The sequence below is a fragment of the Nitratireductor luteus genome, assembly GCF_026162365.1.
In the GTDB taxonomy this organism is placed as follows: domain Bacteria; phylum Pseudomonadota; class Alphaproteobacteria; order Rhizobiales; family Rhizobiaceae; genus Chelativorans; species Chelativorans luteus.
Window position 1 is genome coordinate 137,348 of sequence record NZ_JAOANW010000013.1, and the last position, 16,498, is coordinate 153,845.

The window sequence follows — 16,498 nt, forward strand, 5'->3', positions numbered from 1 at the left end:
GAAACAACTTCAGAAACAGGCAAGCCGGCTATGGAGGATGCAATGACGGAATGGGCAGTCGATGCGGTCTTCGTCGGCGCGCTGAGGCCGCTTGGTCCGCGCGGTGTGCCGAGCGGCATATTCAAGCAGGAGGCGACGGGCCCGGTTGCTGTGGGAACGACCGGCCTTGCTGGCGATCATCAGGGCGACACGCGCGTTCATGGCGGGCCGGAGAAGGCGCTGCACCTTTATCCTGCTCGGCACTACCGGTCGTGGCGCCGCGAACTGCCGGAAAAGGCAGGCTCATTCACCGCCGGGGCCTTCGGCGAGAACCTCTCCGTCTCGGGCATCGGCGAGGACGACATCTGCATCGGCGACACGCTGCAACTGGGCACCGCACTGGTGCAGTTTTCGCAAGGGCGCCAGCCTTGCTGGAAGCTGAACGAGCGCTTCGGCGAGAAGACCATGGCTGCCCGCGTCCAGGAAACCGGTCGCACCGGCTGGTATTTCCGCGTGCTGAAAGAGGGGACCGTCGCCGCGGGCGACCGCCTGGCGCTGATGGAGCGTCCCCAGCCGGATTGGACGCTGGCCCGCGTCACGGGACTGCTTTACCGCGACATGCTGAATTACGAGGCACTGGCCGAACTCGCCGAGAATGCCTTCCTCGCTGAAAGCTGGCGCAAGCTCGCGCAGCGCCGGCTGGAGCGGGGCCAGGTGGAGGACTGGTCGAAGCGGCTGGAAGGCTCGTCTTGAAGTTATTTCCAGCCGGTTGACGTCCATTTTCAGCGGAAACGCGGTAGAACGGGACGTTATCAGACGGAAATCCCGTATTTCTGCACCATCGCTTCCAGATAATCTGCCGCATCGGCGCCCTTGAGTGCTTCGTCCCAGAGACGGGCAGCGATGTCCTCGTGCAGCTGCATGGCCTCCGGCGCCGATGTGATGAGCGCCACGCCTACGCGGATATTCGGCTGCTCGCCCAGGCGGAAAGGACTGATGGCCAGGACCGAACGGTCGGCCTGCCGGAATATCTGGAAGCTGGTGGCGGGCACCGGTTCGCGTACGACGCCGATCTGCACGCCGATCGGCTGGTTGCGCAGCGTCTTGATAATGTGCTCCGCCTCGCGGCGAGCCTTGAGGCGGCGCTCGTCTACGAGGCTCTGCGGCAGGTCGTGGCGGCCGATGAGGCCATGCAGGAGGAAGCGTTCAAGGTCCGCCGTGGCGATCAGGCTGACGATCAGCGGGCGCCGCATCCTGAAGGCCGTCTTGCGGGCCTTCAGGATGTCGAGCAGCGCCTCGATCGTTTGCGAAGCTTCGTGGCTGGCCGATGCGCCATCGGGAACCGATTCGGCAAGCACTTCCTGCAGCTCTGAATCATAGTTGTCCGACGTCAGCAGGTAGGACACGGGGCTGAAAAGGCCGATGATCTGCTGGCACTCGGCCTCCAACTGCCTCATGCGCTCGAAGAACGCCGTCGCCGAGCTTACATATTCCACGCCGACCCCCATGAGGCTGGGCAGCGAAACGCCCAACTCGTCCGCAATGGCGGTAAGCATCTCGATCTTGCGGATCTGGCCCTTTTCGGCCCGGTAGAGTGCAGCCCGCGAGATGCCGAGCCTCAAGGCGAGCGTCTCGGGCGCAATACCCTGGCCGATACGGTAGGCCCGCAGCCGCGCCCCGATATCGCTAAAGCGTAAAGGTGCGTTGAGGGGAGACTTGTTATCCGCCACGTTGTATCCGCATTGCAGTTGCTGTCGAAGTCGTTATCGGATTGCGGCGTCGAATTTGTCAACAGCAGGCTCATACACAGAGACAAAAATCAATAAAGACATGACCCTGCAGAAAATCTCAAAAATGAGATTTTTCATTGACAGCCATAGCGGCTGTTCTTAGGCTAGGTTTTTCAGAAGTACCGTCAGGCAACAGAGAGGTGGAACCATGAAAAGCATTCTCGGCGCGTTGGCGTCAACGGCAATCGCAGCAGTGATAGGAATAGCGGCCGTCTCGGGCGCGGGAGCCGCTGAATTCGTGGCTAAGATCGGCCATCTGGAATCCGACCAGCAATCCCGCCATGTGCATCTGGAGAAGGTCGCCAAGCTCGTTGCCGAACGGACCGGCGGCGCCGTCGAATTCCAGATTTTCCCGCAGGGCCAGCTTGGCCAGCAGCGCGAGATGACCGAAGGCGTACAGCTCGGCACCCTCGAGGCCACCGTGGCGCCCGCCGCTTTCCTCGGCGGTTTCAATCCGGCCGTTTCCATCCTCGACATTCCGTACCTGCTGCCGGCCGACGACGAGGCCGCCCAAGCGATCCGTGGCGGGGCCTTTGGCGAGGCGCTGTGCGACAGCTTCGATACGCGTGGCGTCGAATGCATCACCCTGTGGCCAAACGGGCGCAAGAATTTCAGCTCCAATGCACCGCTGGCCGATCTCGACGACTTCGCGGGGCAGAAGTTCCGCGTCATGGATTCCAACATCCTCATCGAGCAGTTCAATGCGCTCGGCGCGTCGGCAATCGCGCTACCCTTCGGCGAGCTTTACACAGCGCTCCAGACGGGCGTCGTGGACGGCCAGGAAAACCCGCTCGATACGATCCAGCGCATGAAGTTTTACGAGGTCCAGAAGCACCTGGTCCTGTCCAATCACGGTGCGATGGAAGACGTCGTTCTCTTCAATCCCGCGTTCTGGCAAAGCCTGCCGGAGGAGCATCGTGCCACCATCGTCGAGGCTTTCAACGAGGTGATTCCTGAGCTTATCGAGCACAAGGCCGCCGCCGTGGATGCCGCCCTTGAGGAAATCAAGGGGGCGGGCATGGACGTTCGCGAACTCTCCGACGAGGAAAAGGCTGCCTTCCGCGAGAAGATGTATCCGGCAGCGCGCGCAGCCTATATCGAACGCGCCGGCGAGGAGGGTGAGCAACTCATCGCCATCTATGAAAAAGAATACGAGACCGCCGCTAAATAAGGCGGGGCGGCGCCGTCGCATGACGACGGCGCCCATTCGCCCGCCGGCGCTTTCCGACGGGCGACTTTTTCTTCTTCCAGTTACAGGAGCCTTGGCATGAAGGCGCTGTCCCTTTTGCGCGCGGTGGAGCGGTTCACCGTGGTGACCGTCTTTCTTCTGATGGTCGCGCTCTATTTCATGAACGTTCTAGCGCGGCAGTTCGGCGGCACCTTTGCCTCGGATTTTGCGTGGGTCGAGGAAGCGGTACGGCTGATGAGCCTGTTCCTGGTGTTCTTCGCCGTGGGGCTGGCGCTCGACGACGGGCGCCATGTGGGCGTCCACACATGGCGCGACAGGATCGCAACCAGTACGGGCCTGCCGCTGCGCAAACTCATCGACGCGACCGGGCTTGTCTTTTGTATCTATCTCGCCTGGCTCGGCCTGCAGATGACGATCTTCGTCCATGGAATGGGCCAGCGCAGCCCCACGCTCAACCTGCCTGTCTTCTGGATCTATCTGGCGCCGACCGTCGGCTTTGTACTCATGGCGCTGCGCTACCTGCTCAGCCTGACCGGAAAGATCGACCGCTTCGCCCGCCAAGAGGCTGAAAACATATGATTTTGCTGTTCCTGGTCATTGCCGCCGCCGCTCTTCTTCTCGTTCTTGGCTTCGAGATGTTCCTCGTGCTCGGCGTGCCTGCGCTGATGGTGAAGGAGTTCTTTTACGGCAATCTGCCCGATCCCGTGGTCGTGCAGAAGGTATTGGGCGGCATCAACCACACGACGCTTCTGGCGATTCCCTTCTTCATACTGGCCGCCGAACTGATGGGCCAGGGCCAGATCGCACGGCGGCTGACGGGCTTCGTCAAGGCCATGGTCGGCCACACGCGTGGCGGCATGGGCTACACGACCATCGGCGGGTCGATGGCCTTCGGCTCTGTATCCGGCTCCGCTCCGGCCACGGTCGCGGCCATGGCCCGCATGGTCTATCCGGAGATGCGAGCGGCGGGTTTTCGCGAGCGCTTTTCACTGGGGCTGATCGTGTCGAGTGCGGAGACCGCGCTTCTGATCCCGCCCTCCATCACCTTCATCATCTACGGCTGGATGACCGGGACTTCGGTTGCCAAGCTGTTTGTCGGCGGCCTGGCCGTCGGCCTGACCCTCGGTCTGGCATTCGCCATCATGGTGGCGGTCGAGGCACGCAGGTCCGGCATCGAGCGGGGAACGGCGCTTTCCTGGGGCGCACGCCTTGCCGCGCTGCGTGAGGCCGGCTGGGCGCTGGGCATGCCCGTCATCATTCTGGGTGGCATCTATAGCGGCTACTTCACGCCGACGGAGGCGGCAGCCGTCAGCGTCGTCTACGCCATCTTTGTCGAAGCATTCGTGTTCCGGGAACTGACGTTCCGGAAACTCTTCGCCGTGACCGAACGCGCGGCCATATCGACGTCGATCATTTTTATCCTGCTTGCCATGGGCGGCTTGCTGTCATACTTCATCACGCTGGCGCAAGTACCCGCGTTCATTACAGGTTTTCTGGAATCGGTAAACGCCGGACCGATCTTCTTCCTCGTGGTCGTCAATGTGACCTTCCTGATCGCGGGCATGTTCATCGACCCCAATTCGGCACTGCTGATCCTGGTGCCGCCGCTCTACCCGGTCGCGATGGCGCTCGGCATCGACCCCGTACATTTCGGTATGATCGTTACCCTGAACATATCGATCGGCATGATCACGCCGCCCTTCGGGCTCGATCTTTTCGTGGCGTCTTCGACGCTGTCCAAGCCGGTGCTTTCCATCGTCGCTGGCGTCTGGTCGTTCATCGCCACCAATATCGCGGTGCTGTTGATCATCACTTATGTGCCCGGCATTTCCACTTTCCTGCCGTGGCTGGTGTTCGGGTGATCGGGATGCAGACGATGAGTCATATTCACCAGATCGCACCGGCTCCCAAGACCTACGAACTGGAGCTTGACGTGCTGTCCAACGAGCCGGTCAACCGCGAATACCGGCTTCTGGTTCTCCGTGCCCCGCCCGAGCTCCTGGAAAAATGCCGCGCCGGCCAGTTTTTCCACCTGCTTTGCCCACAGATGGGCGGGCAGGCGCCCTATCTGCGCCGTCCGATGAGCATCTATGGCGTTTATCCCGAGCACGGCGAATTGCATTTCCTCTACAAGGTCACGGGCGAGGGAACGCGGGCCTTGGCGATGTTGCGCGCAGGGCACGGCCTGAACGTTCTGGGGCCGTTGGGAGAGCCTTTCAGCATCGAGCCCGAGTGGGACAGGCTGGTGCTTGCCGCGCGCGGTGTCGGCCTGGCCACGCTCGCGCCGCTGGCGCTGGAGGCACGCCGCCTCGGCAAGCAGCTCACCGCCATTTGCAGCGCCCGCAGCGAGGACGTTCTCATGTCGGTCGACCTGTTCCGCAACATGGGCGCCGACGTGATCACGCTGACCGACGAGGACGGCTCCTCGTCGGTGGAGAACCTGGAGGCCGTGCTCATCGCGCTGATCGACGGGCCGGGAATCGATGCTTTCTACACCTGCGGCTCCAATCGCCTGCTGAAGCTTTTGCAGAAGCTCGGCACGCGCCACGGCATACCGGGCCAGATCGCGCTCGAACAGCAGATGGCGTGCGGGCTGGGCATGTGCCACTGCTGCGTGCGCCCCTTCCAGAAGGAGGAGGGCATCGTCAATCTGCGGGTATGCAGGGAAGGGCCGGTCTTCGACATACAGGAGGCGATGGCATGGTAAGGCTTGATGTGGACATTGCCGGACTGCGCCTGAAGAACCCGATTATGCCGGCCTCCGGTACGTTCTCGGAAGATCTGGCGGACGTCTTCGACCTTGATCTGCTGGGCGCCCATGTCACCAAGACGATCACCCGCGGCTTTCGCGGCGGCAACCCGACGCCGCGCGTGTGCGAGGTCGGCGGCTCGATGCTCAACTCCATCGGCATTCCCAGCAAGGGCGTGGGCTACTTTCTGGAGAATGTCGTCCCCTTCTACCAGGCGTATGAGACGCCGCTGGTGGTCAGCATCTCCGGCAATACGGCGGACGAGTTCGCGCAGCTTTGCGCCGAGGTCAGCGTGCCGGGCGTGGATGCGATCGAGGTCAATATTTCCTGCCCCAATATCGAGGAAGACGGCAAGGCCTTCGCGATCCGGCCTTCCTCGACTTTCGAGGTGATGACCAAGCTGCGCCGGGCGACCGCCCTGCCGCTATGGGCCAAGCTCACGCCCAATACCGGCGAGACGAGCGAAGTGGCGCGTGCGGCCGAAGAGGCCGGCGCGGATGCGCTGGTGGTGGCCAACACTATCCTGTCCATGGCCATCGACATTCGCACTCGCAAGCCCAAGCTCGGCAATCTCATGGGCGGCCTTTCCGGGCCGTCGCTGAAGCCGATTGCCTTGCGCATGGCCTATCAATGCGCCCGCGCCACGAAGATACCCGTGATCGGCTGTGGCGGCATTTCCACGGTCGAGGATGCGGTGGAATTCCTGATCGCCGGCGCCAGCGCCGTCCAGGTGGGCACGGCGACATTCATCAACCCCACCGCGATGGTGACGATAATCGACGATCTGAGCCATTATCTGGAGGCTGAGGGCCTTTCCAGCGTGCGCGAGATCATCGGCACGGTGGAGGATGGCGAGCAGCGTGAGGGCGTGGTCTTCATGGAGGCCGCACCATGACCGTGGCACGGTCAAAACCCCGCGACGACCGCGAGGACGATCTGGCCTTCGCCGACCGCATCTTCACCGAAGTCGCCGCGCTTTCCCCAGACAAGCAGGGCGTGAGCCGGCCCGCCTTCTCCAAGGTCGAGACCAACACCTTGCGCTATCTGGAGGACGTCGCGCGGGCTGCCGGGCTGGACGTGTGGTACGATGCCGGCTGCAACGCCAATTTCTCGTTGCCCGAACACCGGAACGCGGAGAAATACTGCCTCGTCGGCTCCCACGTGGACAGCGTTCCCTTTGGCGGAAACTATGATGGGCTGGCCGGCGTCGTGGCCGGGCTGATTGCGCTGGTGCGCGCTAAGCGGCGCGGCGAGGCCTTCAGCCGACCGGTGCACGTTCTTGCCTTGCGCGGTGAGGAAAGCGCCTGGTTTGGCCCATGCTATATCGGATCGAAGGCCCTTCTTGGCGTCCTAGGGGCGGCCGAACTCGGCGCACGCCACAAGGGCGACGGGCGCACGCTCGCCGAGCACATGGCCGATACCGGCCTTCCGATGGATAAGGTGAAGGCGGGGTCGCCGCTTGCCGACGCCTCGGCGATCACCGAATATCTGGAGCTTCACATCGAGCAGGGTCCGCTTCTGATCGGAAAGAACATACCGGCGGCCGCAGTTTCCGGAATCCGCGGCAATATCCGCCACCGCGAGGTGCGCTGCATCGGTGAGGCCGGGCATTCGGGCGCCGTGCCGCGCGCCTTCCGGCGCGATCCCGTGCTTGCCATGGCCGATCTGTTCGTCCGGCTGGACGAAAGCTGGCAGACCATCCTCAACAAGGGCGACGATCTGGTGCTGACGAGCGGCGTCGTCGGCACCGATCCGGCCAAGCATGCCATGACGCGCATTCCCGACGAAATCGGCTTCAGCCTCGATATCCGCAGCCAGGGCGCAGAGACGCTCGATCACATGCGGGCGCTGCTGCGCGAGGAGATGCGCCAGGTCGAGCGCGATCGGGGCGTGCGCTTCGTACTCGACGACGAATTGCGGGTGGAGCCGGCAGTCTGCGACGCCGGCATGGTCAAGGGATTGGAGGCCGCGATGGCGCGGGCAGGGCAGGAACCCTTTGTCATGGCCAGCGGCGGCGGCCATGACGCGGCCGTCTTTGCCGGCGCGGGTGTGCCCTCGGCCATGGTTTTCGTGCGCAACCGGAATGGCTCGCATAACCCCGACGAAGCGATGGATCTTGAGGATTTCATTTCCGCCTGCGACGTCATCTATGAATATCTGGCGGGCTGATCATGAACTCTCGCGGAGCTTTCGGGTTTTCGTGGAGGCGGATTCGGTCTATCGAGGCGCTCCGGCGTGTATCCGTGCGGATATGGTATCGGCCATGATGGCTGGCGAATGAAGGAAAAAGGGACAGAATGTTTCAGTCACTCATTGAAAGCCTGAACGAGCAGGGCGCCAGCGTGCGCGCCTACGAGGCCTGTGCACGTAAGGCCCGCGCGCGGATCGTCGACGAGCCGGAGAACGCGGCCGCGCTCTTTCTGATATCGGTCGCGGCCCAGCGCTTTGTCGATGCCTATGACGACCAGCCGTTGACCGTCGATGCGGCCAACGAGGAGCTTGGCGCGTTCAAGTCGTATGTCGATGTGCTCGAGAAGGCTTTTTCGAACGGCAGCGCCGACGAGAAGGTGGCGGCGCTCAATCGCGTCGCGGCACAGCTTGGCACGCCCAAGGCGTAAGGACTCTCAGAGATATTTGACGATGCGCTTTCCGGCGGTGAGGAAGCTCAGCGGATTGACCGCCGTTCCATTCTTGCGCACTTCATAGTGCAGATGCGGCCCGGTCGAGCGGCCGCTGCTGCCGACCTTGCCGATGATGGCCCCGGCCTCGACATGCGCGCCTTCCTGCACGAGAAGCCTGCTCATGTGAGCGTAGCGCGTGGTCAGGCCGTTGCCATGGTCGATCTCGACCATGCGGCCATAGCCGCCATTCCATCCAGCCTTGACGATCTTGCCGGCGCCGGCGGCGCGGATGGGGCCCCCGGTGCTGCCTCGGAAATCCATTCCAGAATGATGCGCCGGACGGCGTAGAATGGGATCGCGACGGACACCGAAAGTGCTGGTCACCGCCGCGCCCGGCAGCGGATTGGCGATCGGAATGCGGCGCGCCGTCTTTTTCAGATGCTCCAGCGTGCTGAGCGCCTCGTCGAGTTCGCGCACCTTGATTGCGAAGCCGGTATTGTCGGCCGCCGCGACCAGGGGCCCGCCCACGGATTCCTCGCCATAGGCAAGGTCCGCCTTGATTCCGGCCGCCTTTAGGGCCTCTGCGATGGTTTCGGCCGTCTCGTAGGCTTCGCCGGTGAGCATCTCGATGCGTTCGATCTGCTCCGATTCGATGCTGCGCAGCGACCTGTTGATGGCTATGAAAAGCCGGTCCGCGCGGTCCGCTTCCGAAAGGGCAGGGTCTTGCGCCGTCCGCAGCGGCCAAGGCGTGGTTGCCGCCGTCACATTCGCATAAGCGTTGGCGGTAACCAAATTGTCCACCGCGCCGCCACCGTCGAAGCCGGCGCGGATTTCCGGTCGTGGGGAGGGAAGCGGCACCTGCTCGGGAGCGCCGTCGAGCCTGGTGGCCTTTTCCAGGACGGGACCCAGACGTCCGTGCCGCTGGGTGAGCTTTTCCTGACGCTCTATCAGCTCTCCGACCTTTCGCTGCATCAATTGCTGATCGAGCAACTGGCGGCTGGTGATGCGGTCGACCTGGGCGCGCAGGGCCGAGATGCGGTCTTCATAGGCTTGCTGCTGGCGCGCCTGCCTCGCCATGCCCGCGCCTATGAGATCGTCGCGCAGTACCAGATAGGTGGTGGCGAGCAGATAGCCGACCGACAGGAGAGCAATCATCGAACCGACGGTAGCCGCCATCCAGGGTCGCACCGTGAAATGGCGAATATTGTCGCCGCGCGCGATGATGACGGTGTGGGGCTCGGAGCGTTGTCCGAAAACGGGTTTACGCTGATTTGGCATCACGGGACTGCACAACCGTTGCAATGATTTTCATTGCGGCGATTACACAGCGTTAGGGTTAATAAACGCTTTTTGATGCAGCCCCGGCGTGCAGAATTCGGCTAAAATAGGGCGGTCAGAGCGCCTTTGCCGCCGCCAGCACGGCATCGACATGCCCAGGTACCTTTACCTTGCGCCAGATTTCGGCGATGCGGCCGTCGCCGTCGATCAGAAACGTGGAACGCTCCACGCCCATATATTTGCGGCCGTACATGCTCTTCTCCACCCAGACGCCATAGGCCTGCAGCGCTTCCTTTTCCGGGTCGGAGACGAGGTCTATCGTCAGCCCGTGCTTGGCCTTGAATTTGTCATGGCTTTTCTGGCTGTCCGGCGACATGCCCACGATGGTCACATCCAAGGAATCGAATTCCGGCTTGCGGGCGGTGAAGTCGATGGCTTCGGCCGTACAGCCGCTGGTGGCATCCTTCGGGTAGAAATAGAGAACCACCGGGTTGCCACGCAGGGAAGAAAGCCGCAGGGTGCCGCCGCCATCCTTTGGAAGTTCGAAATCAGGAGCTTCGTTTCCTTTTTCGAGTCCGGCCATTTTCTTACCCTCGTTTGTGACTACGCAGTTTAAAAATCGATGGATATCGCCATGAGCGTCCCGTCGAGCGGGATGCAGAGATATAATGGTCCAGGGGGATTCGTCCAATCATACCTCTTGCCGCCGGGAAATCTCTCGCACGGCAAAGAGCCAGGACTGTGTAACGGAAACGTTTGTGGAGCACCAAGAGGACGATCACGAGGAGGTTCTTTTCAAGCGCAGTGAGATTGCGCCGCTGGAAAGCTACCCATCGGCCAGTCGAAGAATAGCACGCTGCCTGCGGCCAAAACTGCGGTGGCGGTTGCTGCGCTGGGGCGCGGTCATGCTCGTGGCCATTCCCTTGTGTATCGTTCTGGCTGTCGCGGGCTTTTCGCTGATCGGCATCGATGCGATCGGAAATGAACGGTTGCGCACCCAGGCCGAAGCCGCGATCGAGCGTGTAGCCGGCTTCGACGTCGATGTTCGCCTCGGCGAACTGCGCTTGCGCCCGGGCCGCTTCAGCCTTCTGGCCCTCGAGATTGCCGATGCGCGCATCGCAAGGTCCGCCGACGGTGCCGAAATCGCCGAGGCGGGCACGCTGAGGATCGGCGTCAAGGTGATGCCGCTATTCGGCGGCCGTCTCGAACTTGCCGGCATCACCCTGGCGGATGCGGAACTCTCACCGGCGGAAGTGCCATTGCTTCAGTTGGCGGGGATGGGCGCCGGCAGGGACACAGCGATAGCGCCGGCCGATGTGCAGCAGGCCGTCTTCGGCACGATCCGCCGTGCCTTCTCTCTGACAGAAGATTCAGGCGTCCGGCGCGTCATGCTTTCCAATGTAAACCTGCGCACTGCAACCGGTCAGGCGGTGCCTGATCTGGTCGTGGAGCGCATGGAGCTTCTGCGTGACAGCGCCACCTCCATCAGTTTTTCCGGGGAAGCGCTCCATCGCGGGCGGCCGCTGGACTATCGCGGCACCGCCGATCGCGGGGCGGGGGGGGTGATCCAGCAATTGCAGGTGGCTCTTGAAGCAGATGGCCGGGAAGACGCCGGTGCCCCCGGCGTTGGCGCAATGGACTTCAGGCTCACCGGTCAGGAAACCAGTCCGGACCAGCCGGGCTGGATGTCCGCCGTGGGGCAGGCTAGGGACATTCTCATGCGCATCGACGGTGAGAGCCTGTCCATCGACGAGGCCGCGCTGAACGTGGGATTTGGCGACGGAGACAAGACGTTCTCGGTGGTCGGCGCGCATATGAGGATGGCGCGGACGACGCTGAACTTCCAAGGCACGTTCGGCCCGTCGGACGGGACCGGAAACAGCGGACCGCTTTATGACTTCGCGCTCGTCTCGCGGGACACCGTGGTGGCGCCGATGGATTCCACCGAACCGCCATTGCCCCTGGCGATACGACTTTCCGGGCAGGCCGACCCTGCAGCCTCCACCGTGACGGCGCACACTATCGAAGTTCGCACCTCGGGAGGAGAACTGACGGCGAGCGCATCCGTGACCGCGCCCAGGGGGCAGTCGCCCGGCCTGCGCCTTGCCATTCATGTGGCCGACCTGCCGGCTGCCCACGCCAAGCAGCTCTGGCCATGGTTCGCCGCCTCAGGTGCGCGGCGCTGGACGCTGGCCAATCTCTTCGGGGGCCGCGTCAAGGATAGCGATCTGCGGCTCAACGTACCGCCTGGCCGACTTGGCAACGGCGTCCCGCTCGGCCGCGAGGAAGTGATCGGCCGGTTCACGCTGTCGGGCACGCGTTTCGACGTGGCGGGGGCCATTCCGCCGGTTCGCGACGGCGAGGGCTGGGTTGAATTTCGTGGCACGGATGTGGAAGTCGGATTGTCGGCGGGAACGATATTCATGCCCAGCGGGCGAACGGTCGATGCCAGCAACGGCCGGCTCGTGATCGACAGCGCCCATATCAAGCCGCGCATCGGCAAGCTGGAGATCGACGTTGCCGGCGACGCGCCGGCAGTCGTCGAGCTGGCCTCTTACGAACCGATCGATGCGTCGAGGTTCCATGACCTCGAACCCGACGAGGTGACGGGCAGGGTCAAGGGCCACATCTCGGCCGATATCCCCCTGCAGGACGGCATCGCGGCCCGAGACCTGGTCTGGAAGGTCATGCTTGACTACGAAGATCTGGCGATCTCGCAGCTCTTCGAGGGGCAGAGAGTGACCAAGGCCAGGGGATCTCTGCTCATCGCCCCGGACCGCGCCGAGATCGAGGCGGAAGCGGAACTCAACGACGTGCCCGCCCGTCTTAGCATCGCCCAGCCGCTCGGCGGCTCGCACGTGGAGCGCAAACGCCGGGTTGAGCTCAGCATCGACGACGCGGCGCGCGAAAGGATGTTTCCGGGACTGGGGATGTTCGTAACGGGTCCGTTCAAGGTGACGTATGAAGAGAAGGGCGCCGATGCAGCGAAACAGATCACGGCAACACTCGATACGGCCCGGCTTTCGGTGCCGTGGATCGGCTGGCGCAAGGGCGCCGGCATAGCAGCGACAGCCAGCTTCACCATGAGCGAGAAGGATGGCGTAACGGAGTTGTCGGATTTCCAGCTCACGGGCGAAAGTTTCTCCGTCGCCGGTGTCGTGCGTCTGAAGGGCGGCAGGCTCGCCGAGGCCCGGTTCGACCGGGTCCAGCTCACACGGAACGACGACTATCAGGTGAACATCTCCAGCGCTGGAAAGGGCTATGTCGTAAACGTCGAGGGCGCTGCCTTCGATGCCCGCTCGCTGATCAAGGAAAGCTTGTCGGACAAGGCATCCAGCGGCGGAGCGGCCGACAATACTCCCATCGAACTTGCGGCCGACATGGATACGGCTATCGGTTTCAACGGCGAAACGCTTACGAATGTCACCGTGCGCTACAGCGGCAAGAGTTCGAGCGCTTCGCAGGCCTCCATTCGCGGCGCCACCGGCAGCTTTGGCTCGGTGTCGTTCGAGAAGGGAAGCGGCGGTGACGGCCATGTCCTGCGCATGTCGTCGGACAATGCCGGGGCGGTTCTGCGTTTCCTGGACATCTATCCGCATGTCGAGGGAGGCCGCATCGACGTCAACATGACCGGCGGTACCGCGCGGCAACTGGCGGGCCAGGTCAACTTGTTGGATTTCTGGGTTGTCAACGAGCCGCGGCTCGGCTCGCTGGTCGCCGCTACCAAGGAAGCGGGCCGGGGCGGCGAGCAGGTGGATGTATCGCGCGTGCGCTTCGACCGTGGCGCGGCGATCGTCTCGCGGAGCGACGGTGCGCTGAGCCTGCAAGACGGCGTCCTACGCGGTCCGCTGATCGGCTCGACCTTCCAGGGCACGCTCTATGACGCTGACGACAATATTGCCATCACTGGCACGTTCATGCCGCTCTACGGCATCAACCGCATCTTTGGTGAGATACCGCTGTTCGGCCAGATTCTGGGCAATGGCCGCGACCGGGGGCTGATCGGCATCACCTACCGCCTCAGCGGCAAGCTCGATGACCCCGCGCTGCAGATCAACCCGATATCGGCCATCGCCCCCGGCATCTTCCGGCAGATTTTCGAGTATCGATGAGGTTGGCGGCCTATTGCGGCCGCACCAGCATGTGCTTCTTCTTGCCGAGGGACAGTTTCACGACGCCTTCGCTGGTCAGGTGGTCCACTGAGACGACCATGCGGTCGTCCGATACGGGCTCGTCGTTGATGCGCACCGCTCCGCCCTTCACATGCCGCCGGGCTTCGCCGTTGGAAGCGGCAAGGCCGGCCGTGACGAACAGCGAAAGGACGCCGACGCCGGCCTCCAATTTGCCGCGCGGCATGGTGACCGTCGGCAGGGATTCGGCGAGCGCTCCTTCCTCGAAGGTCTTGCGGGCCGTTTCGGCGGCCGCTTCCGCTGCTTCACGCCCGTGCAGCATAGCCGTCACCTCGGTGGCGAGCGTCTTTTTGGCCTCGTTGATTTCGACGCCGCCAAGCGCCTCCAGCCGGGCGATCTCGTCCATCGGGAGGGTCGTATAAAGCTTCAGGAAGCGCCCGACATCGGCGTCTTCCGTGTTGCGCCAGAACTGCCAGAAATCGTAGGCACCTAGCAATTCCGGATTGAGCCAGACGGCGCCGTCGACGCTCTTGCCCATCTTGGCGCCCGACGATGTCGTCAGAAGCGGCGATGTCAGAGCGTAGAGCTGCGGTGTGCCCATGCGGTGGCCGAGGTCGATGCCATTGACGATGTTGCCCCATTGGTCGGAGCCGCCCATCTGGAGCCGGCAGCCATAGCGCTTGCTGAGCTCGACGAAGTCGTAGGCCTGCAGGATCATGTAGTTGAATTCGAGGAAGGAGAGCGACTGCTCCCGGTCGAGCCGCGTCCTCACCGAATCGAACGACAGCATCCGGTTGACCGAAAAGTGCCGGCCCACATCGCGCAGGAACTCGATGTAATTGATGCCGAGCAGCCAGTCCGCATTGTTGGCCATAAGCGCGTCGGTGTTGCCCTCGCCGAAGGTGAGATAATTGGCGAATACTTGCTTGATGCCGGCGATGTTGTCGCCGATCGTTTCGGGCGTCATCAGCTTGCGGGCCTCGTCCTTGAAGGACGGATCGCCCACCATGCCCGTGCCGCCGCCCATAAGGGCGATGGGCCTGTGACCGGTCTTCTGCATCCAGTGCAACATCATGATCTGCATGAGCCCGCCCACATGCAGGCTGGGCGCGGTCGGGTCAAAGCCGATATAGGCTGTCACCGTCTCTCGCGAAAACAGCTCATCCAGCCCCGTATCGTCGGAGGTCTGCTGGATGAAGCCGCGCTCGGACAGGGTGCGCAGAAAATCGGACTTGAACTTCGGCATTTCTGATGTCCCGCTGGAGGGGTGGGGGATTGGAGGCGAGTGCGTTTAGCACCCATGTCGGCCGGCGCACAAGCATTTGGGGCTGGCTCAGCCTTCCTCGATCCCGCCATAGTCCCGGACCAGCCCCGCCATGGCGTCGTTGCGCTCGTCCCGATATCCCTTGGCCACGCCCGCGCGGTCTTCAACCGGGCGGTTCTGGCTGACCTTCCATTTGCCTTCGATCCCGGCGATCTCGATGCGCAGACCGACAATGCCCTTCATCTGAGCCTCGATGAACCGTTCTGGCGCATCGCTGACCTGCCAAGCCGCGGAGCGCCCGGATTCGTGCTGGCCGGTAAGCGTCTCGATCTGATCGCGCAGCCAAACGGGATCGTCGATGATCTCGGCCCGGCCGCGCACCTGCACGATGGCGTAATTCCAGGTGGGCACGACCTTGCCGGTCTGCTTCTTCGTCTCGTACCAGGATGGCGTCACATAGGCTTGCGGACCCTGGAAGACGGCGAGAACGGGCGTCTCCGGCTGCTGGCCGATCGCCTGCCATGCCGGATTGGCCCTAGACAAGTGAGCACGCAGCACCCCCGGTTGCCCCTCCACCGCATCGAGAAGGAACGGGATGGGGTTTGCAATCGGTCCCTCGGGGCCGTTGCAGACGAGCATCCCCAAAGGATGTGCACGAATGAGCCCGTGAAGGACTTCGAGGCGCGTTTCCTTGAATTGCGGTGGCTGGTACATGGGGTTCCTGACCTATCGGATACGCTTCGGTCTTGGCTCGGCCAATTCGCCGGCCAGGCGCCGGTCGAGATATTCCGAGCATTCCGCAATCAGTTCATCCGCGCAGTTGGTATAGAAGTGATTTGCCTCGGGCATGGTCTTCTGCGTGATCGTGATGCCCTTCTGGGACTGCAGCTTGTCGACCAAGGTCTGCACATCGGCCGGCGGAGCCACCTTGTCCGCGCCGCCATGGATGATCAGGCCGGACGAGGGGCAGGGGGCCAGGAAGGAGAAGTCGTAGATGTTCGGCTGCGGCGAGATCGACATGAAGCCCTCGATCTCCGGCCTGCGCATCAGGAGCTGCATGCCGATCCACGCCCCGAAGGAGTAGCCCGCGACCCAACAATTCTTCGAATCGGGATGCAGCGACTGGACCCAGTCGAGAGCGGCGGCCGCGTCCGACAATTCGCCCGTGCCATGGTCGAAGACGCCCTGGCTGCGCCCGATGCTGCGGAAGTTGAACCGCAGCGTGGTGAAATTGCGCTGCTGGAACATGTAGAAGAGATCGTAGATGATCTTGTTGTTCATCGTGCCGCCGAACTGGGGGTGCGGGTGCAAGATGAGCGCAATCGGCGCGTTTTTTTCCTTGGACGGCTGATAACGGCCTTCCAGACGGCCGGCAGGACCGGTAAAAATGACCTCTGGCATACGTACTCCGCTTGGGCAGGGCGTTCACGGTATTTCCGTCGGCTTGGCCGACCGGGACCCTTGACGCCGGGCTTATGCCTCCATAGAAGCTACTTT

15 protein-coding genes are annotated in these 16,498 nt (G+C 62.9%); 9 read left to right on the forward strand and 6 right to left on the reverse strand.

Annotated features, from left to right (window positions below; genetic code table 11):
* The first annotated feature begins 42 nt into the window (after window positions 1-42).
* Complete coding sequence (locus N1058_RS18230) at window positions 43-732, forward strand: MOSC domain-containing protein (RefSeq protein WP_265519031.1); 690 nt, start codon at window positions 43-45, stop codon at window positions 730-732.
* A 59-nt stretch (window positions 733-791) separates the two neighbouring features.
* On the opposite strand, the gene N1058_RS18235 is transcribed toward N1058_RS18230, so the two are convergent.
* The gene (locus tag N1058_RS18235) at window positions 792-1,709 is read right to left on the reverse strand and encodes a helix-turn-helix domain-containing protein (protein WP_265519032.1); all 918 of its coding nucleotides are present in this window, start codon (window positions 1,707-1,709) and stop codon (window positions 792-794) included.
* A gap of 208 nt (window positions 1,710-1,917) precedes the next feature.
* Here N1058_RS18235 and N1058_RS18240 point away from each other — a divergent pair, with 208 nt between their 5' ends.
* The 7 genes from N1058_RS18240 to N1058_RS18270 all read left to right on the forward strand — a co-directional run bounded on the left by N1058_RS18240 (window position 1,918) and on the right by N1058_RS18270 (window position 8,326).
* Entirely contained in the window at window positions 1,918-2,940 is a 1,023-nt protein-coding gene (locus N1058_RS18240) for a TRAP transporter substrate-binding protein (protein ID WP_265519033.1), read from the forward strand.
* 96 nt (window positions 2,941-3,036) lie between these two features.
* Window positions 3,037-3,537, forward strand: coding sequence for a TRAP transporter small permease (locus tag N1058_RS18245; protein WP_265519034.1), 501 nt, complete (start codon window positions 3,037-3,039; stop codon window positions 3,535-3,537).
* Window positions 3,534-4,820 carry a TRAP transporter large permease gene (locus tag N1058_RS18250; protein ID WP_265519035.1) on the forward strand — a complete coding sequence of 429 codons (1,287 nt, stop codon included), beginning with the start codon at window positions 3,534-3,536 and terminating at the stop codon, window positions 4,818-4,820. Before N1058_RS18245 ends, N1058_RS18250 begins: the two co-directional genes overlap by 4 nt.
* A 14-nt stretch (window positions 4,821-4,834) precedes the next feature.
* Window positions 4,835-5,665 carry a dihydroorotate dehydrogenase electron transfer subunit gene (locus tag N1058_RS18255; protein ID WP_265519036.1) on the forward strand — a complete coding sequence of 277 codons (831 nt, stop codon included), beginning with the start codon at window positions 4,835-4,837 and terminating at the stop codon, window positions 5,663-5,665.
* A complete protein-coding gene (locus N1058_RS18260; protein WP_265519037.1) occupies window positions 5,659-6,603 on the forward strand; it encodes a dihydroorotate dehydrogenase in 945 nt (314 codons plus the stop codon). The genes N1058_RS18255 and N1058_RS18260 overlap by 7 nt, the downstream gene beginning before the upstream one ends.
* Entirely contained in the window at window positions 6,600-7,877 is a 1,278-nt protein-coding gene (locus tag N1058_RS18265; protein WP_265519038.1) for a hydantoinase/carbamoylase family amidase, read from the forward strand. The genes N1058_RS18260 and N1058_RS18265 overlap by 4 nt, the downstream gene beginning before the upstream one ends.
* A gap of 128 nt (window positions 7,878-8,005) precedes the next feature.
* Entirely contained in the window at window positions 8,006-8,326 is a 321-nt protein-coding gene (locus N1058_RS18270) for a hypothetical protein (protein ID WP_265519039.1), read from the forward strand.
* A gap of 6 nt (window positions 8,327-8,332) precedes the next feature.
* Here N1058_RS18270 and N1058_RS18275 read toward each other — a convergent pair whose 3' ends face one another.
* The gene (locus tag N1058_RS18275; protein WP_265519040.1) at window positions 8,333-9,607 is read right to left on the reverse strand and encodes a M23 family metallopeptidase; all 1,275 of its coding nucleotides are present in this window, start codon (window positions 9,605-9,607) and stop codon (window positions 8,333-8,335) included.
* Between the two features lie 115 nt (window positions 9,608-9,722).
* Complete coding sequence (locus N1058_RS18280; RefSeq protein WP_265519041.1) at window positions 9,723-10,190, reverse strand: peroxiredoxin; 468 nt, start codon at window positions 10,188-10,190, stop codon at window positions 9,723-9,725.
* A 175-nt stretch (window positions 10,191-10,365) separates the two neighbouring features.
* Between N1058_RS18280 and N1058_RS24150 the strand changes: the two genes are divergently transcribed.
* Window positions 10,366-13,719: a YhdP family protein gene (locus N1058_RS24150; protein WP_265519042.1), complete on the forward strand. Its 3,354-nt coding sequence runs from the start codon at window positions 10,366-10,368 to the stop codon at window positions 13,717-13,719.
* Window positions 13,720-13,729: 10 nt separating this feature from the next.
* Here the strand turns inward: N1058_RS24150 and tyrS are convergent, their stop codons facing one another.
* From tyrS to N1058_RS18300, 3 genes are all read right to left on the reverse strand, one after another.
* A complete protein-coding gene (tyrS, locus tag N1058_RS18290; RefSeq protein WP_265519043.1) occupies window positions 13,730-14,983 on the reverse strand; it encodes a tyrosine--tRNA ligase in 1,254 nt (417 codons plus the stop codon).
* Window positions 14,984-15,070: 87 nt separating this feature from the next.
* On the reverse strand, window positions 15,071-15,715 hold the full coding sequence (locus N1058_RS18295) for an FMN-binding negative transcriptional regulator (RefSeq protein ID WP_265519044.1): 645 nt from the start codon (window positions 15,713-15,715) through the stop codon (window positions 15,071-15,073).
* 12 nt (window positions 15,716-15,727) lie between these two features.
* Window positions 15,728-16,402, reverse strand: coding sequence for an alpha/beta hydrolase (locus N1058_RS18300; RefSeq protein ID WP_265519045.1), 675 nt, complete (start codon window positions 16,400-16,402; stop codon window positions 15,728-15,730).
* Window positions 16,403-16,498: the final 96 nt, after the last annotated feature.

Bases quoted from the DNA above. Each gene is read 5' to 3' on its own strand.
- N1058_RS18295 (WP_265519044.1), bottom strand. From the start codon at position 15,715: ATGTACCAGCCACCGCAATTCAAGGAAACGCGCCTCGAAGTCCTTCAC.
- N1058_RS18245 (WP_265519034.1), top strand. From the start codon at position 3,037: ATGAAGGCGCTGTCCCTTTTGCGCGCGGTGGAGCGGTTCACCGTGGTG.
- N1058_RS18230 (WP_265519031.1), top strand. From the start codon at position 43: ATGACGGAATGGGCAGTCGATGCGGTCTTCGTCGGCGCGCTGAGGCCG.
- tyrS (WP_265519043.1), bottom strand. From the start codon at position 14,983: ATGCCGAAGTTCAAGTCCGATTTTCTGCGCACCCTGTCCGAGCGCGGC.
- N1058_RS18240 (WP_265519033.1), top strand. From the start codon at position 1,918: ATGAAAAGCATTCTCGGCGCGTTGGCGTCAACGGCAATCGCAGCAGTG.
- N1058_RS18270 (WP_265519039.1), top strand. From the start codon at position 8,006: ATGTTTCAGTCACTCATTGAAAGCCTGAACGAGCAGGGCGCCAGCGTG.
- N1058_RS18300 (WP_265519045.1), bottom strand. From the start codon at position 16,402: ATGCCAGAGGTCATTTTTACCGGTCCTGCCGGCCGTCTGGAAGGCCGT.
- N1058_RS18255 (WP_265519036.1), top strand. From the start codon at position 4,835: ATGAGTCATATTCACCAGATCGCACCGGCTCCCAAGACCTACGAACTG.
- N1058_RS18280 (WP_265519041.1), bottom strand. From the start codon at position 10,190: ATGGCCGGACTCGAAAAAGGAAACGAAGCTCCTGATTTCGAACTTCCA.
- N1058_RS18275 (WP_265519040.1), bottom strand. From the start codon at position 9,607: ATGCCAAATCAGCGTAAACCCGTTTTCGGACAACGCTCCGAGCCCCAC.
- N1058_RS18265 (WP_265519038.1), top strand. From the start codon at position 6,600: ATGACCGTGGCACGGTCAAAACCCCGCGACGACCGCGAGGACGATCTG.
- N1058_RS18250 (WP_265519035.1), top strand. From the start codon at position 3,534: ATGATTTTGCTGTTCCTGGTCATTGCCGCCGCCGCTCTTCTTCTCGTT.
- N1058_RS18260 (WP_265519037.1), top strand. From the start codon at position 5,659: ATGGTAAGGCTTGATGTGGACATTGCCGGACTGCGCCTGAAGAACCCG.